Annotated in this window: 22 protein-coding genes and 1 tRNA gene; 8 read left to right on the top strand and 15 right to left on the bottom strand. The window is 65.4% G+C overall.

Annotated features, from left to right (window positions below; genetic code table 11):
• Nucleotides 1-6 precede the first annotated feature (6 nt).
• Nucleotides 7-270, top strand: a complete 264-nt coding sequence (locus AC5JDC_RS05050) for a hypothetical protein (protein WP_495839683.1) — start codon at nucleotides 7-9, stop codon at nucleotides 268-270.
• Here AC5JDC_RS05050 and AC5JDC_RS05045 read toward each other — a convergent pair.
• The 8 genes from AC5JDC_RS05045 to map form a co-directional block, all read right to left on the bottom strand.
• Entirely contained in the window at nucleotides 267-1,082 is an 816-nt protein-coding gene (locus AC5JDC_RS05045) for a hypothetical protein (RefSeq protein ID WP_495839681.1), read from the bottom strand. The genes AC5JDC_RS05050 and AC5JDC_RS05045 overlap by 4 nt on opposite strands.
• Nucleotides 1,079-2,014, bottom strand: a complete 936-nt coding sequence (locus AC5JDC_RS05040) for a hypothetical protein (protein WP_495839679.1) — start codon at nucleotides 2,012-2,014, stop codon at nucleotides 1,079-1,081. Before AC5JDC_RS05040 ends, AC5JDC_RS05045 begins: the two co-directional genes overlap by 4 nt.
• Nucleotides 2,015-2,022: 8 nt before the next feature.
• A complete protein-coding gene (locus tag AC5JDC_RS05035; RefSeq protein ID WP_495839677.1) occupies nucleotides 2,023-2,391 on the bottom strand; it encodes an XRE family transcriptional regulator in 369 nt (122 codons plus the stop codon).
• Nucleotides 2,392-2,395: 4 nt separating this feature from the next.
• A complete protein-coding gene (locus AC5JDC_RS05030; protein WP_371421999.1) occupies nucleotides 2,396-2,761 on the bottom strand; it encodes a type II toxin-antitoxin system RelE/ParE family toxin in 366 nt (121 codons plus the stop codon).
• Nucleotides 2,762-2,804: 43 nt separating this feature from the next.
• On the bottom strand, nucleotides 2,805-3,224 hold the full coding sequence (locus AC5JDC_RS05025; RefSeq protein WP_495839674.1) for a thermonuclease family protein: 420 nt from the start codon (nucleotides 3,222-3,224) through the stop codon (nucleotides 2,805-2,807).
• Nucleotides 3,221-4,474, bottom strand: coding sequence for a tyrosine-type recombinase/integrase (locus AC5JDC_RS05020; protein ID WP_495839672.1), 1,254 nt, complete (start codon nucleotides 4,472-4,474; stop codon nucleotides 3,221-3,223). The genes AC5JDC_RS05025 and AC5JDC_RS05020 overlap by 4 nt, the downstream gene beginning before the upstream one ends.
• Before the next feature lie 117 nt (nucleotides 4,475-4,591).
• Nucleotides 4,592-5,269, bottom strand: coding sequence for a JAB domain-containing protein (locus AC5JDC_RS05015; protein WP_495839670.1), 678 nt, complete (start codon nucleotides 5,267-5,269; stop codon nucleotides 4,592-4,594).
• Nucleotides 5,270-5,363: 94 nt separating this feature from the next.
• Complete coding sequence (map, locus tag AC5JDC_RS05010) at nucleotides 5,364-6,191, bottom strand: type I methionyl aminopeptidase (protein ID WP_495839668.1); 828 nt, start codon at nucleotides 6,189-6,191, stop codon at nucleotides 5,364-5,366.
• 359 nt (nucleotides 6,192-6,550) lie between these two features.
• Here map and AC5JDC_RS05005 point away from each other — a divergent pair, with 359 nt between their 5' ends.
• A complete protein-coding gene (locus AC5JDC_RS05005; protein WP_495839666.1) occupies nucleotides 6,551-7,648 on the top strand; it encodes a calcium-binding protein in 1,098 nt (365 codons plus the stop codon).
• Between the two features lie 56 nt (nucleotides 7,649-7,704).
• Here the strand turns inward: AC5JDC_RS05005 and AC5JDC_RS05000 are convergent.
• The 3 genes from AC5JDC_RS05000 to phaC form a co-directional block, all read right to left on the bottom strand.
• Nucleotides 7,705-7,780, bottom strand: a tRNA-Glu gene (locus AC5JDC_RS05000).
• Nucleotides 7,781-7,844: 64 nt separating this feature from the next.
• Nucleotides 7,845-8,975: a YcbK family protein gene (locus tag AC5JDC_RS04995; RefSeq protein WP_495839664.1), complete on the bottom strand. Its 1,131-nt coding sequence runs from the start codon at nucleotides 8,973-8,975 to the stop codon at nucleotides 7,845-7,847.
• A 310-nt stretch (nucleotides 8,976-9,285) separates the two neighbouring features.
• Complete coding sequence (phaC, locus tag AC5JDC_RS04990; RefSeq protein ID WP_495839662.1) at nucleotides 9,286-11,130, bottom strand: class I poly(R)-hydroxyalkanoic acid synthase; 1,845 nt, start codon at nucleotides 11,128-11,130, stop codon at nucleotides 9,286-9,288.
• A gap of 121 nt (nucleotides 11,131-11,251) precedes the next feature.
• Here phaC and AC5JDC_RS04985 point away from each other — a divergent pair, with 121 nt between their 5' ends.
• The 3 genes from AC5JDC_RS04985 to AC5JDC_RS04975 all read left to right on the top strand — a co-directional run bounded on the left by AC5JDC_RS04985 (nucleotide 11,252) and on the right by AC5JDC_RS04975 (nucleotide 14,253).
• The gene (locus AC5JDC_RS04985) at nucleotides 11,252-11,608 is read left to right on the top strand and encodes a hypothetical protein (RefSeq protein ID WP_495839660.1); all 357 of its coding nucleotides are present in this window, start codon (nucleotides 11,252-11,254) and stop codon (nucleotides 11,606-11,608) included.
• 70 nt (nucleotides 11,609-11,678) lie between these two features.
• A complete protein-coding gene (locus AC5JDC_RS04980; protein ID WP_106770127.1) occupies nucleotides 11,679-12,896 on the top strand; it encodes an LL-diaminopimelate aminotransferase in 1,218 nt (405 codons plus the stop codon).
• A gap of 43 nt (nucleotides 12,897-12,939) precedes the next feature.
• Nucleotides 12,940-14,253, top strand: coding sequence for a homoserine dehydrogenase (locus AC5JDC_RS04975; RefSeq protein WP_495839657.1), 1,314 nt, complete (start codon nucleotides 12,940-12,942; stop codon nucleotides 14,251-14,253).
• A 17-nt stretch (nucleotides 14,254-14,270) separates the two neighbouring features.
• Here AC5JDC_RS04975 and AC5JDC_RS04970 read toward each other — a convergent pair whose 3' ends face one another.
• On the bottom strand, nucleotides 14,271-14,960 hold the full coding sequence (locus tag AC5JDC_RS04970; protein WP_495839655.1) for a hypothetical protein: 690 nt from the start codon (nucleotides 14,958-14,960) through the stop codon (nucleotides 14,271-14,273).
• A gap of 144 nt (nucleotides 14,961-15,104) precedes the next feature.
• Between AC5JDC_RS04970 and glpX the strand changes: the two genes are divergently transcribed.
• Both glpX and recJ read left to right on the top strand, forming a co-directional pair.
• The gene (gene glpX, locus AC5JDC_RS04965; protein WP_495839653.1) at nucleotides 15,105-16,076 is read left to right on the top strand and encodes a class II fructose-bisphosphatase; all 972 of its coding nucleotides are present in this window, start codon (nucleotides 15,105-15,107) and stop codon (nucleotides 16,074-16,076) included.
• A 22-nt stretch (nucleotides 16,077-16,098) separates the two neighbouring features.
• Entirely contained in the window at nucleotides 16,099-17,889 is a 1,791-nt protein-coding gene (gene recJ / locus AC5JDC_RS04960; protein WP_495839651.1) for a single-stranded-DNA-specific exonuclease RecJ, read from the top strand.
• A gap of 27 nt (nucleotides 17,890-17,916) precedes the next feature.
• Here recJ and AC5JDC_RS04955 read toward each other — a convergent pair whose 3' ends face one another.
• The 3 genes from AC5JDC_RS04955 to folE form a co-directional block, all read right to left on the bottom strand.
• Nucleotides 17,917-18,873 (bottom strand): patatin family protein, encoded by a 957-nt coding sequence (locus tag AC5JDC_RS04955; RefSeq protein ID WP_106770410.1) that lies wholly within the window; start codon nucleotides 18,871-18,873, stop codon nucleotides 17,917-17,919.
• A gap of 96 nt (nucleotides 18,874-18,969) precedes the next feature.
• Nucleotides 18,970-19,422 (bottom strand): phosphoribosyl-AMP cyclohydrolase, encoded by a 453-nt coding sequence (hisI, locus tag AC5JDC_RS04950; RefSeq protein ID WP_495839649.1) that lies wholly within the window; start codon nucleotides 19,420-19,422, stop codon nucleotides 18,970-18,972.
• A gap of 34 nt (nucleotides 19,423-19,456) precedes the next feature.
• Nucleotides 19,457-20,095, bottom strand: coding sequence for a GTP cyclohydrolase I FolE (gene folE / locus AC5JDC_RS04945; RefSeq protein WP_106770122.1), 639 nt, complete (start codon nucleotides 20,093-20,095; stop codon nucleotides 19,457-19,459).
• Nucleotides 20,096-20,490: 395 nt separating this feature from the next.
• Here folE and AC5JDC_RS04940 point away from each other — a divergent pair, with 395 nt between their 5' ends.
• Nucleotides 20,491-20,937 (top strand): iron-sulfur cluster assembly scaffold protein, encoded by a 447-nt coding sequence (locus tag AC5JDC_RS04940; protein ID WP_106770121.1) that lies wholly within the window; start codon nucleotides 20,491-20,493, stop codon nucleotides 20,935-20,937.
• The last annotated feature ends 6 nt before the right edge of the window (nucleotides 20,938-20,943 follow it).

The raw sequence follows: 20,943 nt of genomic DNA, 5'->3' as shown, positions 1-20,943 counted from the left end.
GGACGGGTGGCCGGGCTGCTGGGAGATCGCGGCTATGCCGACCAGTACGAGACGCTTTTCAATGTCAGGAGCGCATTCCTGCACGGCCGCACTATGGCGGCGATCAAGACCAGTGAACGTGTCCTGGCGCGCTCACTGGCGCGACAGGTGGTCGAAGCGCTCATCCTGGCGACTCAGGCCGGGCCGATCGCCTCACGAGAGGATTTCCTCGATGATCTGCTCGATAAGGGCGCTCCCATGATCCAGATAGTCACAGGGGCGCCGAACTAGGCATCGTCACCGAACCGGTCATGGAAGGCGGCTGGATAGCCCCGCCCGAGGGTCGCGAAGTCTGGCTCGCCGCCGCTATGTACGCGCAGCAGCGCTTCGGGGCCGAGGTGCGAAGAAGCGTATAGGTCGAACCCGCCCCAATCAGCGTGACAGTTGAGCGAGCGCGCATAGAGCGCGATCACCGCCTTGGCCGCTGAATAGGCGTCGGGCGAGACGCTGAGGGGAACAGCGATTTCGAGGACGCGCGGCGCGCCGAGATTCGAGAGCCTGTCGAGGATCTCGCCCTCGTCGTGATTGAAATAGGCGGATTCACCGCCCCAATGGGCGAGCAGAGAGGTCACGCCGCTATCGTCGATGCGGTGCGGGTGAGATGTCATCCAGAACTTGCCGCCCCGCGAACCGAGTTGGTCGTTGTGAAAGGGGCTGGCCTCGAAGATCACGCGAGCCTCATCGGCGCTGAAGTCACCGTCCGCCACTCGGTCGGCCAGGCGCGCGCGCAAGGTTTCGAGCGTCGCCGGATAAAGCCCGTTGCTCGTGGCGGTCTCGACCTCGCGGTCGGTCATCCGCGTATGATGCCAGGCCCGGATCGTTCGGGTCTGCGTGACTGCCATCAAGTCCTCGGCGAAGCTGTAATAGGCGCCGGCATGGGGGTTGGACGGGATCGGACCCCTATGGTCCGAGGCTTCACGCTCCAGGTAATTCGTCCGATCTGTCGCGAAATAGTCGATGAGGAGCTGCTGCTGATCGCGCAACTCGCCCATCAAGGCTGCGTCAAAGGTGTCGAGGTTCCAGACGTCGATCAGCGTCCTCATTGCTCGGCCGACGCTTCCGCCAATGGCTCGGGCGCGAGAATGTCCGTCGATTCCCACGCCTCTCCCTGGGGCGTGGTGACAAACTCGCGATCCCAGACGCCCCAGTTCGTCGGAAGTGGGAGCTGCGCGAGGGGATTGTGGACGTAGGTGAGTGGTCTGCCTTGGCGCGAAAGGTTGCCGAGCCCGACGCGCGACCAGAGAACGCCGGAGATGTCGGCGAACCGTTCGTCGAGAAAGGCCGTGCGCGGGATCGGGTCGCGTTCGCGAGCGATGAAGGGCGCAGGGTGGAATCCTTCCTCGACCACATTGCCGGTCTCGCGATCAATCGTGATGAAGGCATCGCCGATCGGGAACAGCGAGGTCATGATGAGCGGTAGGGGCCTTTCGGCGACATAGACACCGAAGCGGCTTGCGCTGATGGCGATGATCCTCACGTCGTCAGGGCCGATAACGCCCTGAGCAAGGTAGCGTGCGATCTTCTGCGCCTTCGTCCAGAACGCGCTCGTCGTGCGCAATTGCGCCTGGCGGATCGGCGCGGCGGAGAGACCACCACCTTCATTCATTGGGATAGGTCGCACAATTTGATCGGGGCCGGGGTCGCCTTCGTCGGGTGTGATCGCTTCGATCCAGATGCGCCGACCCTCTTCGACGACGCACAGATCCGGTTGACCGCCGGCGCGCTGACGCTCGACGACAGGCAGCAGCGCGCGGCCCGCTTCGAGCAGCGTGCAGCCAAGGTACATTTCCCAGAACCGGCCATCGACGTCGCGCGCGAAGCCTTGGGGGAAATCCGGATCGGCGTAGGGCTCGTAGGTCGCCCACATCGATTCGATCAGCTCGTGAAGCTGCTGCTCGTGGCGGGATTCTGCCGCCCTGAGGTTCACGAAGCCGCGGTCGAGATTCTCTCCATCGACATCAAACAAGAGCGTCATCGGGGCTTCTACCGCAAGCCAACGACCTTGCGTCGAGCGACGGTAGGCTTGTCGGCCGGCGCGGCGACATCGCCGAGATGGTTGATCGTGAATGCCGGACGAGCTGGCAGCTTCACGGTCAGTTCCAGCTTTCCGCCTATCGCCTCGACATACCCACGAAGCGTCGAGAGATACATGTCCGCCTGCTTCTCGATCTTCGAGACCGAGGGCTGCTTGATGTTCAGCGCCGTCGCGATGTCGGCCTGGGCTTTTCCGGCGATCTCCCGCAGTTCGCGGAGGCCCTCGACCTCCTGCTTCAGCTCTTCGTAGCGCGCCTCGATCTGCTCCTGCTGGTCGCGGGGTAGGGAAGCGATGATTTCGTCCAGGCTCCGGCCCATCGGATCAGTCCTTCTTTGCGGATTTCAGGTTTTCCAGATGTGCGGAAAACCGGCTGTCCGCCTTTGCAATAAGCTGCTTATAGAAGCGCTTCTGGCTGCCGCCGGATTTGTCGCCCGCGACGAGAAGGATGGCCTTCCGTTCGGGATCAAAGGCGAAGGCAGCACGCCATTCGCCGTCGGCGGCCGAGAAACGCATCTCCTTCATGTTGGCGTGTTTCGAGCCTTTGAGCGTGTCGGCATAGGGCCGACCGAGCTGTGGGCCGTATTCGCCTAGCAGCTTCGCGACCGCCAGCAATTCGGTCTGGACCTCGCGCTCGAAAGCCAGAAACTCCGCCTCGAAGGCATCATGCAGTCTGACGTTCCAAGTCATATAGCCTCCAAGCTATGTGGAGTCAATGGGGAACTGGATCGCATCAGTTGCCGCCCTCGGCTACGCCGGCCTGACGCAGCAGGTCGCCAAGATTGGCTCCGCTGATCCGGCAGCGCGCGATAACGCGGTCAAAGGAGCGGACACGGCCGCCACGCCCGCGCTCGGGTGTGCATATGACCTCGTGCTGTAGCGCCAGGCGTTCGAGCGCCGCCTTGGCCGCGGGACCGTCGGGAGTGTGTAGCTCCGGGGCATTGAAATCGGCGAGGCGGACTTCAATCCACTCATTGGGATCCGCCGTTCGCCCGACACAGAGGCCGTCGCCATCTCCCACATATCGGACGATGCCGGAGAACTGGACGCCGGCCCGCGTGGGGAGAGTGCCTTCGCACGGATCTGCATGGGCCGGGGCGGTATAGCAGAGCGTGGCGGTGGCGGCGGCCAGCACGAGAAGCCGACCGCTCACGCTGCCTTCTTCAAGGCGTTGTCGCCTTTCTTCTTTGCCAGCATCGCGCGGACGAACTTGTCCCACTTCGCCATGCCGGCCCGCTTCTCGGGCATGTAGTTCCAGCGGTCGTAGTTCTTGGAGCTGACGTCCTGAAGCGCGTGGTTCTGGAGACGGTCGCGGATTTCCTTCGAGACGCCCGCTTTGCCCGCCAAGGTCTTGAAGGTGCGGCGGAGATCTCGGTTCGTCACATAGGGGATGACGCCGCGATCGCGCTGGCGCCACATGAACGAGTAAAGCGTCCCATGACTGACAGGCTTCGACGGGTCCGTCGCGGAGGGAAAGAACCAGCCATATTCGTTCACGTTGATGGCTTCGAGCAACTCGGCGGCAAGCGACGGCACAGGGACGGCATGCGGCTGAAGGTTCTTGGTCTTTGACCAGTCGATGATCCGCTCCTTTGCATCCCACTGGTCGATGTGGAGCCGAGCGATTTCCTGGACCCGCTGGCCGGTCAGCATGAGAATGCGAACGGCGCGGGTATAGGGCGGATGGATTGGCGTGTCGGGGCTTTCCAGCCAGCGATAAAGCCGCACGAATTCGTCTTCGTCGAGCCAGCGAGTGCCCTGGACCTTGGGCTCGGTCGGAATGCCCGTGGCCGGATTGAAGGGAATCCGGAAACGGCGTGGCGAAGTGTTCCGATAGTCGTTGTCGGACTTCATGCCCCAGCCAAAGGCTGCGTGAATATAGCCGCGGACATGGTCGGCCATCGCCCGCGCGCCACGGTCGTAGATTGGTCGGATCACTTCGACGATCTCATCCGGCTCGATCTCGCGAGCAAGACGGTTGCGGCCAAGCGTGTCGGCTATCTTGTTCAGGCCTTTTTCCGTTTCCTTCCACGACGGCTTGCCTGCGCTCTTGAGCGAGGCGACATAGCCCTCGAACAGGTCGGCGACAGTTCCGGGCCGCGTATCGGTCGCGATCCTGATGCTCCGGCCTTTCTGGATGACGTCGGCATAGTCGCGCTTGTAGATATCGCGCGCTTCGGCGAGCGACATGGACGGGTAGGCGCCGATCTTCTTCTTGGTGCGCTTACCGTCGCGCCATTGCTGCGCCATCCAATCGGCGGTTACGCGCTTGGGCATGGGCTTCAGGACGAGGACAAGCCTCCCGGTCCCGCGCCCTTCGCCGTCGGCAAGGTTTTCTTGTTTCTGGCTCGCTTCGACGCGCTTCAACGCATGTCGGATCGCGGTATCGGTCAGGCTTGGCATCACGTTTCTCCTGTCCCGCAACTGGGATCGGTCAAGGAGAAACGGGGATCGTTTGCTGGGAGCGGAATGCCGTTTCCTACCCCTTAAACCGCCCCCAATTTGCCAAAACCGCCCCCACTACGCAAGGCCAAAAATACGCGAATTTCCTAGTGATTCAGCGTGCTTGTGCGTGATCAAACGTGATCGATTTGAGCGAGTGGGATGGTTGTGCACCAGGATGACCGCCGTAGCCGACAGTTCGAGCGCGCGGCGCACCACCTCGCGCGGATAGACCGGCGTGTGGTCGACGGTTCCCGTCTGCTGGACCTCATCGGCGATCAGCGCGTTCTTCTTGTCGAGGAACAGGATGCGGAACTGCTCGCGGTCCTCGAAGGCCATTGCGGCGCGGCAGTAGTCGAGCACCTGCGTCCATGACGACAGGATCTCGCGCCCCTTGATCTCGCCGCGCGCCATGCGCTGGGCGGCGGCGGCCACGATCTTGAGATCGAGCGCCGCGGCTTCCCCGACATCCTCCACCTCGCGCAGCAGATGTTCCGGCGCGCCGAGCACTTCCGCCAGCGAACCGAATTTCTTCAGCAGAACCTTCGCGCGCGCCTTGGTGTCGGCGCGCGGTATCGAACGGAACAGCAGCAGTTCGAGCAGTTCGTAATCGGCAAGCGCCCCGGCGCCGGCCTCGCGGAAACGCTGCCGCAGCCGGTCGCGGTGCCCGGCATGATGCGGCTTCGGCGGCTTGGCGGAGCCAACGGCCAGCGGCTGCTCGCCGAAGAAGCCGCGTTCGTCGTCCTTGTCCGCCATGTCCGCCCCCACGGTCGAGATGTGAGCTTACCATGATGGCTTTGGAAGGAAACGGTGCTTTGCCGGAGCGCGAAGGCTGCTGGCGAAGCGCGCCTCAGCCGGGCAGGCCGGGGCGGTCGAGGCCGGCGGGCGACAGGGTGAAGACCTCGCAGCCGCCGGCGGTCACGCCGACCGTGTGCTCGTACTGCGCCGACAGCGAGCGGTCGCGGGTGACGGCGGTCCAGCCGTCCGACAGCACCTTCACATGCGGACGGCCGAGATTGATCATCGGCTCGATGGTGAAGATCATGCCGGGCCGCATCTCGACGCCCTCGTTGGCATTGCCGTAGTGCAGGATGTTGGGCGCGTCGTGGAACAGCCGGCCGACGCCGTGGCCGCAGAAGTCGCGCACGACCGAGCAGCGCTCGGCCTCGGCGAATTTCTGGATCGCCGCGCCGATCGCGCCGGTGCGGGCGCCGGGCTTCACCGCCGCCACGCCGCGCATCAGGCATTCGTGGGTCACTTCCAGCAGGCGTTCGGCCGCACGCTTGATCGTGCCGACCGGGTACATGCGGCTGGAATCGCCATGCCATCCGTCGAGGATGTAGGTGACGTCGATGTTGACGATGTCGCCCTCGCGCAGCGGCTTGCCGTCGGGGATGCCGTGGCAGACGACATGGTTGATGGAGGTGCAGGTGGACTTGGTATAGCCGCGATAGTTCAGCGTGGCCGGCAGCGCGCCGTGGTCCATGCCGAACGCGAAGACGAAGCGGTCGATCTCGTCGGTGGTCACGCCCGGGGCGACGATGCCGGCCAGTTCGTCCAGGCAGCGCGCGGTCAGCTGGCAGGCCTTGCGCATGCCTGCGAACGCGTCTTCCCCATAGAGCTTGATCTGGCCGGTGTTGCGGGCCGGCGCGGCGTCGGCGTCGAGATAGGTGACCATGGCTTCGTCGGACGTGTCGGGTTCTTGCAGGCGTGAAAGTTGAACAGTCGCCTCATGTGACACCGGAACGCCAAAGCTTCAAGGGCAAAGCGTGGCAACGGCTCCGCGGGAGGCCTGATGGAAGCGATCAGCTCGCCGGCCCCGCGCGCTTGGATCTGCGGAGGGGCTTCGGCCATTTTGCTCCGCCATGCGACGGAAAATCTGAATTTCTTGCGAAAATAAACTTCAGGATGTCCGCTTTATCTGGAGGCTACTGCAAAAACCATCGTTGATCTTGCCTTCCATTGCCTTTCGGTCCATGCTGAGCTTGGGGCGAAACCAGGGAGCGGGATGAGTGATCCCGCCGCGGGAGACGTTTCATGCCCACGATGACGCAGTTCGCGCCCGGCAATCCGGAGACGCTGTTCACCAACATCACCACCCGGTCGGGCCAGCATACCTTTGCAGGCGATTCGACCTATTTCAACTTCGGCTACGGGATATTCTCGATCGAAGGTATCCATCTGCAGGTCCTGGGGACCGGGCTCAGCGGCTACTACGACGACGAGGAATGGTATCCCTACAACACCGGCACCGTGACGGGCTTCCGCATCGTCACCGCGGAGGGCTATGCCGTGGTCGAGATGATCGGCCTCGCGATCACGGTCAACGACTTCTACGGCCTGTTCGTCTACGGCAATGCCAGCACGCTGCGGACATTCGTCGAGGATCAGGCCTGGACCTTCAACGGCAGCGCCGCGGCCGACACCATCACCGGCGGGCTGTCGGGCGACGAGATCAACGGCAATTCCGGCAATGACAGCCTGTTCGGCCTGACCGGCAAGGATGAGCTTTTCGGCGATGCCGGCAACGATACGCTCACGGGTGGCGCGGGCGGCGACTTCCTCGCCGGCGGTACCGGTACGGATACGGCATCCTACGCCGGCGCCGCCCAGCGCGTGATCGCGAGCCTTGCCAATCCGGCGGTCAATGCCGGGGACGCCGCCGGCGACACTTATGATTCGATCGAGCGGCTGGTCGGCTCGAACTTCAACGATTTTCTGTACGGGGCCAACGAGACCAACGACATCATCGCCGGCGGCGCGGGCGCCGACACGCTCAAGGGCTACCGGGGCAACGACACGCTGTATGGCGGCAACGGCGCCGACAATTTCGTCTTCAACTCCCCGCTGAACGCGGCGACCAACGTCGACACGATCAAGGATTTCAACGGCGCCGATACCATCCAACTGGACAACGCCTATTTCGCCGCGCTGGCTGCGACGGGCGCGCTCGCGCCCGAACGCTTCAAGAACCTCAACATCGCCGCAGTGGATGCGGACGACCGCATCCTCTACGATCAGGCGGCCGGCGATCTGTTCTACGACAGCAACGGCTCGGGCGCCGGCGGCAGGGTTTTGTTCGCCCACATCGACAATGGCTACGCCATGACGTCGGCGGATTTCGTGGTGATCTGAGGCGGCAACGGCATTCCAGGCCATCGGCCGAACGGTGCCGGCAATCGCGATTGCGATGGCACGCCCAACGGGAATCGAACCCGTGTTTCCGCCGTGAAAGGGCGGCGTCCTAGACCGCTAGACGATGGGCGCAGCGACGCGGCTTATAGTGGGCTTCCAGCGGGTCGGCAACCCGCGTCGTCAAAGTTTTTCGGCCTTATGAACCGCGCCGGCAGCGCCAGTTCCAGTCGCGCTCCGGCCCGATGTCGACATGCACGGAATTGGTATGGCAATAGGTGCCGACGCCGCCACGACCCTGCATGGAGCGGGCGAATTTGGCCAGTTCCCACTTGCTGACGCCCGGCACCTGGATGTCGGCGGCCGCGCAATACATGTGCTGGGAATTCTTGGCGCCGCGCACACGCATGTTGTAGGAGCGGCTGCGGTATCCCGAGGTCACGATCAGCCTTTTGCCGAAGCGCCGCTCGATGGTCTTCAGCACGCGCACCAGCGACGGCTTCAGGCAGGCGACGTCGACGCTCTCGGTCTGCTTGAGCAGGCCGTTCGGCGCGAGGCGCGCCATGCCGGCGGCCGAGGCCAGGATGACCCCCGGTCCTTCTTCCTCGTGCAGGTCGATGTCGCTGTCGTCGTCTATGCCGGACTTGCGCTTGATCTCGAACAGCGCGGTGGTGCGCACGCCGGGCAGGCCGTTGCCGTTCTCGCCGCCCAGGGAGGCCAGCTGGACCGGCTTGCGGTTGGGCGCCGCCTCGAGGTCGATGATGGGCTTGGCGGCCTTTTCCGCGTCGCGCTTCGATCCGTCCGTTTCGGCGGCGGCGCGGGAGGGGCGGTTCTCGATGAAGGCCTTCGCCTGCTCCCTGGCGGGGGCGGCGGCCGAGCCGCGATCCTGGCGGACGATCGGTGCTGGAGCCGCGGACGCGGGCGTGGATCCGAAGAAGGACAGGAGCCCCTTCTTCCTGGGTGCCGGCGCTTCGGTCTGCGGCCATGCGGCGGCGCTGGCGACCACCTGAGCCTTGTCTTCCCCGGCAGCCTTGTCGTTCGTTTCCGGCTTGGCGGAAGCTTCCACGGCCTGCGCAGGTTGATTGCCTGCACTCGGCTCGGCCGGCTTCTCCGCAGCCGCGGCTTCGGTCGGCGCGCCCGCGGCCTCGGCCGTCCGCTGCGCGGGTTTCGACTGCTGCGGGGAGGTCGCGGGAACGGCGGCAGCCCGGGCGGGGAGCTCGGCGTCGCCCTGCGCTTCGGTCGCGGCCGTTGCCTTGCCGGAGCCGGCCAGGCGGTTGGTGCCGTCGGCGGGCGCGGGCGCCGTCATCGCCGCCGAATTGAAGCCGTTCACATCGAGATTTGGATCGGTCGCGGACGTGCAGGACGCGAGCAGGACGGAGACCAGAGCTCCGATGACGGTAAAGCTTCCCCCTCGTGCGCTACGTTGTCCCCGTACTCGCAAACCGAAATCCCTCGCGTGGTGCCGGTCCCGCCCGCCGGCATAGTATCGATTTCAACTATGAGTCACGCCTTCGAGAGGCGCACGCGTGATTCGTGATTTTTAACCAGAATCCAGCTAGGGAGCAAATGAGGCGGCATCATGGTCGCGCCATGATTCTGCCGGCTTTTTAGGCAGTGGCGGCCGGCCGCGGGCGGCTGCCTCACACGCGCACCTTGACATAGGTCCCCGGCGCGTCGCCGAGGACCTTGCCATGCGCGCCTGGCTTGCGCGCCGGCACCTTTTTCCCGTCCTGCCGCTCGATCCATTTCTGCCAGTGCGGCCACCAGGAGCCCGCATTCTCGCTGGCGCCGGCAACCCACTCGTCAAAACTGCCCGTCGCCCGGCCGCCGGTCCAGAACTGATACTTGTTCAGCGCGGGCGGATTGACGACGCCGGCGATATGGCCCGATCCGGCCATCACGAACTCCACCGGCCCGCCGAAGAATTTCGAGCCGACGAAGACCGAGCGCGGCGGCGCGATGTGGTCCTCGCGTGTGGCGAGGTTGTAGACCGGAACGGTCACGTCGGCGAGCGAGAGCTGCCGGCCGGCGATCTCCATCCGCCCCGCGGTGAGATTGTTCTCCAGATAGCAGTTGCGCAGGTAGAAGGAGTGGTTGGCTGCGGCCATCCGGGTGGAATCGGCGTTCCAGTAGAGCAGGTCGAAGGGCAGGGGATCCTTGCCGCGCAGGTAGTTGTTGACGAAATAAGGCCAGATCAGGTCGCCCGAGCGCAGCATGTTGAAAGCGGTCGCCATCTTGGTGCCTTCGAGGAACCCCTTCTCGTTCATGGCGCGCTCGAGTGCGGCGATCTGGTCCTCGTCGACGAAAACCTTCAGGTCGCCCGCATGGGTGAAGTCGACCTGGGTGGCGAAGAACGTCGCCGAGGCGATGCGGTCGTCGCCCTCCTGCGCGAGCAGGGCGAGCCCCGCCGCCAGCAGCGTGCCGCCGACGCAGTAGCCGATGGCATTGACCTTCTTCTCCCCCGTCGCCGTCTCCACGCAGTCCAGCCCGTATTGCAGCCCTTCGCGGACATAGGCCTCCCAGCCCTTCATGCCGTGCCGCTGGTCGGGGTTGACCCAGGAGATGACGAAGACGGTGTGGCCCTGGTCGAGCGCCCAGCCGATGAAGGATTTCTGCGGGTTGAGGTCGAGGATGTAGAATTTGTTGATCCAGGGCGGGCAGATCAGCAGCGGCCGCTTCAGCACCTTGTCGGTCGTCGGCGCGTATTGCAGGATCTCCGCCACGTCGCTGCGCCCGATCACCTTGCCCGGCGTCACCGCGACGTTGCGGCCGATCTCGAACGGCGTGTAGTCGGCCTGACGGAGTTTCAGGTCGCCACGCCCGGCCACGATGTCCTCGGCCAGCATCTTCATGCCGCGCACCAGGTTCTCGCCGCTGCTGGCCACCGTCTCGCGGAACAGTTCGGGGTTGGTGAGGATGAAATTCGACGGCGACAGCGCGTTGGAGACCTGCTTCACATAGAAGGACGCCTTGTGCCTGGTGTGCTCGTCGAGGCCTTCCGCCTGCTCGACCAGATCGCCCGCCCAGCGCGAGGTGACGAGATAGGCCTGCTTGAGGAAATCGAAGAAGGCGTTGCGGCCCCAGTCCGGGTCCAGGAAACGCTTGTCGCCTTTGTCCGGCTTCACCGCGTCGTCGGCCGGCTCGCCGCCCGCCTTGTGGATGGCGCTGGTCCAGACGTTCATGTAGCCGGCGAACAGCCGCGTCTGCGCCTCCAGGGCGCGCTGCGGATCGGACAGCCAGTATTCCGTCAGCTTGGAGAACGTCTTGACCATGTCGACGGCCGGCTCGGCGACGGTGTCGCGCACTTCGCCTTTCTCGCGCGGCTCGGCCCAGGCGGCGGCGGCCTTGCCGGCCTGCTCGACCATGCGGGCCATGTTGAGGGCGAAGCGTTCCGGATCCTTGACGAGGTACTCCTCCACGGATGCCGTCTCGGCGCCATTCCTGTCGGCAGCGCCCGGCTTGCCCGCATCCGAAGTTTTGTTCATGCCGTCCACGGTCCTCCCGGGGCTTTTCCCAAGGCTTTTTATTGACATACTAGCATGACACATTCGAAAGGGTCCAACGTCGACTCACGGCGTTCGACTAACGGGGACTTCGGAAAAGATCATGACGGTCGGGTACAAATCCTCTCCGGCGGCCATGTGCCGCGCCGGTCTTGCGGCCGTGCTGGTCTCCATCCTTGCCGGCTGCGCTTCGAGTGCTTCCGATACGGCGATGCCGCTGGTGCCGCAACGCGGCCCGCTGGATACCGGCACCTATCCGAATCTCAACGTGCCGCCGCAGGTCGCCGCGCCGCCGATGACGGACGAGGACAAGGGCAGGGTCACCGCCCGCATCCAGTCGGCGCAATCGGCCCAGGCGACCTCCGGACGTGGCGCCGGCACGACCGGCGATCCGCGGCGCCTGCAGAAGCTCGCCGAAGAGCATGGCGGCGACACGCTGAAGGCGATCGAGGCCCAGTGACGGCCTCGACCGCTGCCGACTTTGGGTATATAGCGCGCGCAACGCTGCCCTCCCTTTTCTTGGAACGACGATGGAAGAGTTTCACAAGGTTCGCCGGCTTCCGCCCTATGTGTTCGAGCAGGTCAACCGGCTGAAGGCCACAGCCCGCGCCAACGGCGCCGACATCGTCGATCTGGGCATGGGCAATCCCGACCTGCCGACGCCGAAGGCGATCGTCGACAAGCTGTGCGAGGTGGTGCGCGACCCGCGCACCCATCGCTATTCGTCGTCGCGCGGCATTCCCGGCCTGCGCCGCGCCCAGGCGAACTACTACGCCCGCCGCTTCGGGGTGAAGCTCGATCCCGAGACCGAGGTCGTCGCCACGCTCGGCTCGAAGGAAGGCTTCGCCAACATGGCGCAGGCGATCACCGCGCCCGGCGACGTGATTCTCTGCCCCAACCCGACCTATCCGATCCATGCATTCGGCTTCATCATGTCGGGCGGCGTCATCCGCTCGCTGCAGGTGGAGCCGGACGACGGCTTCATCCCGGCGCTCGAGCGCGGCATCCGCCATTCGATCCCCAAGCCGCTGGCGCTGATCCTCAACTATCCGTCCAATCCGACGGCGTTGGTGGCGAGCCTCGACTTCTACAAGGACGTCGTCGCCTTCGCCAAGAAGAACGACATCATCATCCTGTCGGATCTCGCCTATTCGGAGATCTATTTCGACGGCAATCCGCCGCCTTCGGTGCTGCAGGTGCCCGGCGCCATCGACGTCACCGTCGAGTTCACCTCCATGTCGAAGACATTTTCCATGCCGGGCTGGCGCATGGGTTTCGCCGTCGGCAATGCCCGCCTGATCGCGGCGCTGACGCGGGTGAAATCCTATCTTGACTACGGCGCCTTCACGCCGATCCAGGTGGCGGCGACCGCCGCCCTCAACGGCGACGGCTCCGACATAGCGGAAGTGCGCGACGTCTACCGCAAGCGCCGCGACGTGATGGTCGACGCCTTCGGCCGCGCCGGCTGGGATATTCCGGCGCCGGCGGCCTCGATGTTCGCCTGGGCGCCGATCCCCGAACCGTTCCGCCATCTTGGTTCGCTCGAATATTCCAAGCTGCTGATCGAGCATGCGGACGTCGCGGTGGCGCCGGGCATCGGCTTCGGCGAGCACGGCGACGACCACGTGCGCATCGCGCTAGTAGAGAACGAGCACCGCATCCGCCAGGCTGCGCGCAACATCAAGCGCTTCCTGAGCACCGCCGCCAAGCAGCCCAACAATGTGGTGCCGCTGGTGGCGCGGCGCTGATCGCATCATTCAAGTCGACGGATTTTCAGAGGGCGGACCGGTCATGGCCGAAGCTTTGCGTATTGGGGTGGCCGGTCTCGGCACGGTCGGCGCCTCGGTGGTGCGGGTGATCGCGGAAAAGCAGGCGGAACTCGCGCGCCAGTGCGGCCGGGAAATCGTCGTGACCGCGGTGTCGGCGCGCGACACCGGCCGCGACCGCGGCATCGACCTGTCCCGGACCGCCTGGTTCGCCGACCCGGCCGAACTCGCCGCCAATGCCGAGATCGACGTCTTCGTCGAACTGATCGGCGGCGATGACGGGCCGGCGCGCGCCAGCGTCAAGGCCGGGCTCGAGGCTGGGCGCCATGTCGTCACCGCCAACAAGGCGCTGCTTGCCAAGCATGGCGTCGCTCTGGCGGAGATCGCCGAGCGGAAAGGCGTGCTGCTCAACTACGAGGCGGCGGTGGCCGGCGGCATCCCGGTGATCAAGACGATGCGCGAGGCGCTGGCCGGCAATACGGTGAACCGCGTCTTCGGAATTCTCAACGGCACCTGCAATTACATCCTCACCCGCATGGAGGCGGAAGGCATTTCCTTCGACGAGGTGCTGAAGGACGCGCAGCGGCTCGGCTATGCCGAGGCCGACCCGACCTTCGACATCGAGGGCCAAGACACCGCGCACAAGCTGTCCATCCTGACCAGCCTGGCCTTCGGCACCAGGATAGCGGCCGACGACATCTATCTGGAGGGTATCTCCAACATCACCCAGGCCGACATCCGCGCCGCCGCCGAGCTCGGCTACCGCATAAAGCTGCTCGGCGTGGCGCAACGCACCGAAAGCGGCATCGAGCAGCGCGTGCACCCGACCATGGTGCCGACGGCGTCGGTGATCGCGCAGGTGCATGGCGTGACCAATGCGGTGGCGATCGAAACCGACATTCTCGGCGAACTGCTGCTGTCGGGGCCGGGCGCCGGCGGTAATGCTACCGCCTCGGCGGTGGTCGGCGACATCGCCGACATCGCCAAGAGCCGGCCGGGTTTCCAGCACGGCCCGGTGTTCGGCCGGCCGGCCAAGGAGCTGAAACCCTACAAGCAGGCGAAGATGCGCAGCCACGAGGGCGGCTATTTCATCCGCCTGACCGTGCACGACCGCGTCGGCGTCTTCGCCGCCGTCGCCAAGCGCATGGCCGACAGCCAGATCTCGCTGGAATCGATCGTGCAGCACGCCTCCGACCTCGGCGACGCGGCGCTGAAGACGGTCATCCTGGTCACCCATGAGACGACCGAGGCGGCGGTACGCAAGGCCGTCGACGGCATCACCAAGGACGGCCATCTCGCCGACAAGCCGCAGGTGATCCGCATCGAGCGGGCGGATTAGATACGTCCCGGCAGCGTCTATTGAATGCTTATGTCGGTAAGCATCCACGTTCCTGCGTCGTCGTTGTATTTCATATCCACGATGTACACCGACCTGATTTGGGCACCGAAGCTGTTCTGCGCGTCCACCCAGGCAATGACCCGGAAAGCACAGCCCGGCTTGGTGGAGACGGCGACCTGATCGTCCGTGTACCATGGGAATTCGGCAGTCGAAGGCGCCTTGAGGTTCCGCCTGACGAATTCCTGCGACATCACGAATGCCATGGTCTTGTCGGCACATTTTTCGACGAGCTCGGCGGCCTTCTCGGCCGCCATTCTGGCCGCCTGCTCTTCGGCGTCCCGCTTGCGGCGCTCAGCGTCCAAGGCTGCCTGCCTGGCTTCCTCTTCGGCCTTCCTTTGGGCGTCTTGCGCTGCCTTCTTTTCGGCGGCAGCCTTTGCACGTGCACTCTCGGCATCGGCCAGCGCCTTTTTCGCGGCTTGCGCCTCCTCCAGGCCATCGCGTGAGCTCAGGCCATAGTCGAGATAAAGCAGTTGATTGCACACGATAATGCCGACGAATGAGCAAACGAACACGGCGGCCGAGATCGCGGACTGTCGGATGCCGCTCCTGCGCCATCGAGGGAGAATAAGTCTCAGTAGCGAAACAACGAGCCAAATTCCCGAGATCGGCCAGATAATCAGGCCGATCAGCAAACCAGTCTCGAACATGGTATCCCCCCAATCGAGATGGATCTCGATTGAAGCGTCTGCCCGGGATTTTCGCAACGGGTCTTGCTGTCGCCTGGGTACTTTGCCAAGAAGATCCGGTTTCGACCCCGCCGCCCGCCATTTCGTTTCAAGGACATTCACGCGGTGACCAAGAATTCCAGCCTCGACCGTATCCTGACGATGGAAGCCGTCCGCGTTACCGAACGCGCGGCGATCGCCGCCGCGCGGTTGCGCGGCCGCGGCGACGAGAAGGCGGCCGACGACGCGGCTGTCGCCGCGATGCGCACCGAGCTCGACCGGCTGCCGATCCGCGGTACCGTGGTGATCGGAGCGGGAGAGCGCGACGAGACGCCGACGCTCTATCTCGGCGAGACGCTGGGAGGCGGCGAGGGACCGGAGGTCGATATCGCCGTCAGACCGCTCGAGGGCGCCACCGTCTGCGCCAAGAACCTGCCGAACGCATTGTCGGTGATCGCGGTGGCCGACAAGGGCAGCCTGCTGTTCGCGCCCAACATCTACATGCAGAAGATCGCGATCGGACCTGGCTATCCCGCCGGACTGGTCGACATCGACGCCCCGGCGGAAGACAATATCCGCAGTCTCGCCCGGGCGAAGGGTGTTCCGGTGGGCGAAATCACCGCCTGCATTCTTGACCGCCCGCGCCACTCCCGCCTGATCGAGACGGTGCGGGCGGCCGGTGCGGCGATCCGGCTGATCGGCGACGGCGACGTGGCCGGCATCATCCACACGACCGAGCCGGAAGAGACCGGCGTCGACATCTATCTCGGTTCGGGCGGCGCGCCGGAAGGGGTGCTGGCCGCCGCCGCCCTGCGCTGCATCGGCGGGCAGATGCAGGGGCGGCTGATCTTCGACACTCAGGAAAAGCGCGCGCTGGGCGCGCGGACGGGTATCGTCGACTTCGACCGGGTCTATGGGGTCGAGGACATGGCGAAGGGCGACGTGCTGTTCGCCGCGACCGGCGTCACCGACGGCAACCTCTTGTCCGGCGTCCGCTTCGGCCGCACCGCGATTACCACCGACACGATCGTGCTGCGCTCGTCGTCGCGCACCGTGCGCGAGATCAGGGCGCGCCACAAAGACCTGGAGCGGGTGTGAGGACGGATCGGGCGCAGCCGACATGACTCCCGAAAAACGCCTCTTCCTCGGCGTGCGCCGCTCGGCCGCTGGGGCGGCCTGGGCGCACCGGCTGAGCGAGCGCCAGGAAATGACGGCGCTCGCCATCGCCCAGGGGCAAGGCGTGCCGGAGATCGTGGCGCGCGTGCTCGCCGGCCGCAACGTCGCGACCGACGCCGTGACGAAGTTCCTCGACCCGACCATCCGCGACCTGCTGCCGGATCCGGCGACGCTGACCGACATGGAGGCTGCGGCCGATAGGCTCGCCGCGGCGATCGAGCGGCGTGAGCGGGTGGCGATCTTCGGCGACTACGACGTCGACGGAGCCGCTTCCTCGGCAATGCTCAAGCGGTTCCTCAATCATTTCGGCATCGAGTCCGAAATCTACATCCCCGACCGCATTTTCGAGGGTTATGGCCCCAATCCGGATGCCATGCGCGAGCTGGTCGGGCGCGGTGCCCGGCTTGTCGTCACCGTCGACTGCGGCACCAACAGCGCACCCTCCATCGAAGCAGCGCGGCAGGCCGGAGCGGATGTGGTGGTGCTCGACCATCACCAGGTCGGCGGGGCGCTGCCGGCAGGCGTGCCGGTGGTCAATCCGAACCGAGACGACGACCTGTCCGGGCAGGGCCATCTGTGCGCGGCCGGTGTCGTCTTCCTGGCGCTGGTGCAGACGGCAAGGGTGTTGCGGCAGCGCCGCCCCGATCGGCCGCCGCCCGACCTGCTGTTCATGCTCGACCTGGTGGCGCTGGCGACCGTCTGCGACGTGGTGCCGCTCACCGGCGTCAACCGCGCCTTCGTCGTCAAGGGCCTGCTGGCGATACGGCAGCAGCGCAATGTCGGCCTGGCGGCGCTGGCAAGGACGGCGCGCGTCGGCGAGCCGATCAACGTCTTCCATCTCGGCTTCCTCATCGGCCCGCGCATCAATGCCGGCGGCCGCATCGGCGATGCGGCGCTGGGCAGTCGCCTCCTGGCCACCGACGACCCGGTCGAGGCCGAACGCATCGCCGAGGTGCTCGGCCGCCTGAACGGCGAGCGGCAGGCCATGGAGCAGGTTATGCTGGAGCAGGCCCGCGCCGAGGCCGACGCCGAGCTCGCCGGCGGTGTCGGCCCTGCGGTGATGGTGACCTGCAACGACGGCTGGCATCCTGGCATCGTCGGTCTGCTTGCGTCGCGGCTCAAGGACCATGTGCGCCGCCCCGCCTTCGCCATAGCTTTCAACGCCAACGGCGTCGGCACCGGCTCGGGCCGGTCGGTGGCCGGGTTCGACCTGGGCCGGCTGGTGCGCGGTGCCTTCGAGCGCGGGCTGATCGACAAGGGTGGCGGCCACGCCATGGCGGCGGGCATCACGGTGCAGCGTGCCCGGCTCGGCGAGCTTCGCGCCTATTTCGAGGAGCGGGCGGCGGCCGACGTGTCGCGGCTGCGAGACGAGGAGACGCTGCTGGTCGACGCGGCGCTGTCGGCCGAGGGCGCGACGCAGGCGCTGCTCGACGCGCTGGAGCAGGCGGGCCCATTCGGCGCTGGGTATCCGGCGCCGACCTTCGTGCTGCCGCGCCACCAGCTGCGCGACGTCCGGCCGGTCGGCGGTTCGCATCTGCGGCTGGACCTGCGCTCCGATGCCGGAGGATCGCTGCAGGCGATGGCTTTCCGGGCCGCCGGCACCGAGCTCGGCGAATTCCTGGGCAGGAGCCGTGGCGCCCGCATCCATGTCGCGGGACAGGTGCAGGCAAACTACTGGAACGGCGCCCGCAGCGTCCAGTTCAGGATCGTCGACGCGGCGGAAAGCCCGATGTGAGGTGGCGCGGCAGGCCCGGCCTGCGGCTCAGGCGAGCACGCTCTGCAGCCGGATGAGCTCGCCGAGCCGCTCCTTGGTGGTCTCGTAGCCGATGCGGATCGCCTCGTCGGCGCGATAGAATTCCGAAAGGCCGATATGGCCGAGCTTGGGCTGCAGCGACAGATCCGGCGGGTCGCCGGCCAGCCGAGCCCGCGAGATGCGGTCCTGGATAATATTGAAGGCCTCGACCATGACGCCGCTGATGCCGAGCCGCGACTCATGCTGGATGCCGGGAACGCGGCGGCCGCCATTGGTCTCGACCACCAGCTCGCCGGCGCTGTGCTTGATCACCGCGGCGCGGCCGAACAGGTCGTAATGCAGGTTGACCGCCACCACCAGCGGCTGTTCGTAGGCGCGGCAGACCGACACCGGCACCGGATTGACCAGTGCTCCGTCGACCAGGACGCGCTTGTTGGCGGTCACCGGCTCGAACACGCCGGGCAGGGCATATGAGGCGCGCATGGCGGTGATCAGCGAGCCGCTGGACAGCCAGATCTCGTGACCGGTGCGGATTTCCGCCGCCACGCAGACGAACGGCTTCGGCAGGTCCTCGAAGGTCATGCCGTTGAGGTGCTGCTGCATGCGCGCATCGAGCCGCATGCCGCTGAACAGGCCGTTGCCGCCGAAATTGAAGTCCAGCAGCCCGAAGATGCGGCGCTTGGTCAGGCTGCGGGCGAATTCTTCCAGCTGGTCGAGCTTGCCGGCGAGATAGCAGCCGCCGACCAGCGCGCCGATCGAGGTGCCGGCGATCATGCTGATCTCGATGCCTGCCTCGTCGAGCGCCCTGAGCACGCCGATATGGGCCCAGCCGCGCGCCGCGCCGCCGCCGAGGGCAAGCGAGATCCCGGTTTTCTTGACAGGCTTGCCGTCCTCGGGCGCGTGCGAGGAAAAGCCGTCCGCTTCACTGACCCCGGGTCTTCCCCTGAACGACGCCCAATCGAGCATCTTCAACTCCCAAGCCTCCCGTTCATGCTTTTAACGCCCGCAGCGTATCGAAAGCATGAAGCAGGTTGGTTTTCAAACCGGAAAGAGATGGGCCAGTCAGCCGTGTGCGTGTGGCGCAGACGCATTCGTCAGCACCGCGCTTCCATCGTCGCGCAGGCCAGCTTCCCCGTCCGTGATTTCGACAATCCTGTAAAAACAAGAACGCCGCCCGGTGTGACAAGTTGCACCGTCGCCCGCTACTTTGACACTCAGCCAGATCGCGTCCTGATCGCAATCGGCCCGCATTTCGACCACTTGCTGAACGTTGCCCGACGTTTCCCCCTTTTTCCACAAGGATGCACGCGATCGTGACCAGAAATGGGCAATGCCGGTTTTGAGCGTGAGCGCCAGCGCTTGGGCGTTCATGTGGGCGACCATCAGCACCGTGCCGTCCTCGGCATCGGTCACCACGGCGGTCACCAGTCCGTTGGCGTCGAAACGCGGCGTCAGCGTGCCGCCCGCCTCGAGCAGCGTCTTGTCGGAAGGCGGGGCAGGGAACCTATCCGGCATTGCCGGCTCCTTGTCTGAAGCCGGTGGGCTAGGGTCAGCCGCCCTGGCCCGCCCGGACCATTGTCAAGAACCGGATCTGTTCTTCGGGATTGTCCTTGAACACGCCGGTGAAGGTGGAGGTCAGGGTGCTGGAGCCCTGCTTGCGGATGCCGCGCATCGCCATGCACATATGCTCGGCTTCGACCATGACGGCAACCCCGCGCGGGTTGAGCACCTCCTGGATGACGCCGGCGATCTGCGCCGTGAGCGCCTCTTGCGTCTGCAGCCGATGGGCGAAGATGTCGACGACGCGCGCGATCTTGGAGAGGCCGACCACCTTGCCGTCGGGCAGATAGCCGACATGCGCCCTGCCGATGATCGGCACCATATGGTGCTCGCAATGCGAGTGGAACTTTATGTCGCGCACGATCACCAGGTCGTCGTAGCCGGCGACCTCTTCGAAGGTGCGGCCGAGCTCTTCGGCCGGGCACATGTCGTAGCCGTTGAACATTTCGAGAAAGGCCTTGGCGACCCTCTTTGGCGTGTCCCTCAAGCCCTCGCGCTCGGGGTCGTCGCCGGTCCAGCGCAGCAGCGTCAGCACGGCCGCCTCGACTTCGGCCTGCGAGGGGCGGTTGGTCGCCGGCTTGTCCATGTAGTCGGACCGCGGCATGATCTTCTTGACGACAGCGTCCATGAAAGGAGTCTCCCGTAGTCGCTCTCTCTGGAGCGACGAGTTGAACGGACCACTGCCTTTCGCGGCCACCTGACCCTGCGGTGTCCGAAAAGCGGCAATACGGCATGTCCGAGCCTGCGACCCAGACCGGATCATTATATAAGGGGCGCAGGCGTCAATGAAAGACGCCGGAATGACACAGTCCGTTTGCGCGACGGCCCTCAGGCGGAACGGCAAGCGCAATTTCGACGAAGGGGCGAAAATCATTTCGGTTGGCCTGCCGCATCGAGCCGGCGCTTCACTGGCGAGGCCCGGCCGGCGAAAATGTGCATGCGGGGATTTGCCTGACGCATTATATAGGTGACCGAAGGCTGCGAGCGGCGCCGACCGCCGACAGTGAGCAATGGATCGCGATCATGATCGACGACGTCTACAACGCGAAAATCCTTGGCTTTGCCGGCAATATCGGCCGCATCGGCCGGCTGGCCGATCCCGATGCGACGGCGCGGGCGCATTCCAAGCTGTGCGGCTCGACCGTCGTCGTCGACCTGTCGATGCGCGATGGCGTGGTGACCGATTTCGCCCACGACGTGAAAGCCTGCGCGCTCGGACAGGCCTCCTCGGCTATCATGGCGCAGAACGTCGTCGGTGCGACCGCCGACGAGTTGCGCGAGGTGCGCGAGGCGATGCGAAAAATGCTGAAGGAGAATGGTCCGCCGCCGATCGGCCGTTTCGCCGACCTCAAATATCTGGAGCCTGTGCGCGACTACAAGGCGCGTCACGCCTCGACCATGCTGACCTTCGACGCCGTGGTGGACGCCATCGGCCAGATCGAGCGCAAGCAGGCCGAGAAGGCGGCCTGACGCCGG

It is taken from the genome of Kumtagia sp. (assembly GCF_059502445.1).
This window is presented reverse-complemented; position numbering and strand designations above follow the sequence as displayed.

Excerpts from the sequence above, each read along its gene's own strand:
- hisI (WP_495839649.1), bottom strand. The coding sequence starts at position 19,422 with ATGCCGGATAGGTTCCCTGCCCCGCCTTCCGACAAGACGCTGCTCGAG.
- AC5JDC_RS04970 (WP_495839655.1), bottom strand. The coding sequence starts at position 14,960 with ATGTTCGAGACTGGTTTGCTGATCGGCCTGATTATCTGGCCGATCTCG.
- AC5JDC_RS05040 (WP_495839679.1), bottom strand. The coding sequence starts at position 2,014 with ATGACGCTCTTGTTTGATGTCGATGGAGAGAATCTCGACCGCGGCTTC.
- recJ (WP_495839651.1), top strand. The coding sequence starts at position 16,099 with ATGACTCCCGAAAAACGCCTCTTCCTCGGCGTGCGCCGCTCGGCCGCT.
- AC5JDC_RS05015 (WP_495839670.1), bottom strand. The coding sequence starts at position 5,269 with ATGGCGGACAAGGACGACGAACGCGGCTTCTTCGGCGAGCAGCCGCTG.
- folE (WP_106770122.1), bottom strand. The coding sequence starts at position 20,095 with ATGGACGCTGTCGTCAAGAAGATCATGCCGCGGTCCGACTACATGGAC.
- AC5JDC_RS04980 (WP_106770127.1), top strand. The coding sequence starts at position 11,679 with ATGGAAGAGTTTCACAAGGTTCGCCGGCTTCCGCCCTATGTGTTCGAG.
- AC5JDC_RS04955 (WP_106770410.1), bottom strand. The coding sequence starts at position 18,873 with ATGCTCGATTGGGCGTCGTTCAGGGGAAGACCCGGGGTCAGTGAAGCG.
- AC5JDC_RS04940 (WP_106770121.1), top strand. The coding sequence starts at position 20,491 with ATGATCGACGACGTCTACAACGCGAAAATCCTTGGCTTTGCCGGCAAT.
- AC5JDC_RS05030 (WP_371421999.1), bottom strand. The coding sequence starts at position 2,761 with ATGACTTGGAACGTCAGACTGCATGATGCCTTCGAGGCGGAGTTTCTG.
- AC5JDC_RS05020 (WP_495839672.1), bottom strand. The coding sequence starts at position 4,474 with ATGCCAAGCCTGACCGATACCGCGATCCGACATGCGTTGAAGCGCGTC.
- AC5JDC_RS04975 (WP_495839657.1), top strand. The coding sequence starts at position 12,940 with ATGGCCGAAGCTTTGCGTATTGGGGTGGCCGGTCTCGGCACGGTCGGC.
- map (WP_495839668.1), bottom strand. The coding sequence starts at position 6,191 with ATGGTCACCTATCTCGACGCCGACGCCGCGCCGGCCCGCAACACCGGC.
- AC5JDC_RS05005 (WP_495839666.1), top strand. The coding sequence starts at position 6,551 with ATGCCCACGATGACGCAGTTCGCGCCCGGCAATCCGGAGACGCTGTTC.
- AC5JDC_RS04985 (WP_495839660.1), top strand. The coding sequence starts at position 11,252 with ATGACGGTCGGGTACAAATCCTCTCCGGCGGCCATGTGCCGCGCCGGT.
- AC5JDC_RS05035 (WP_495839677.1), bottom strand. The coding sequence starts at position 2,391 with ATGGGCCGGAGCCTGGACGAAATCATCGCTTCCCTACCCCGCGACCAG.
- phaC (WP_495839662.1), bottom strand. The coding sequence starts at position 11,130 with ATGAACAAAACTTCGGATGCGGGCAAGCCGGGCGCTGCCGACAGGAAT.
- AC5JDC_RS05045 (WP_495839681.1), bottom strand. The coding sequence starts at position 1,082 with ATGAGGACGCTGATCGACGTCTGGAACCTCGACACCTTTGACGCAGCC.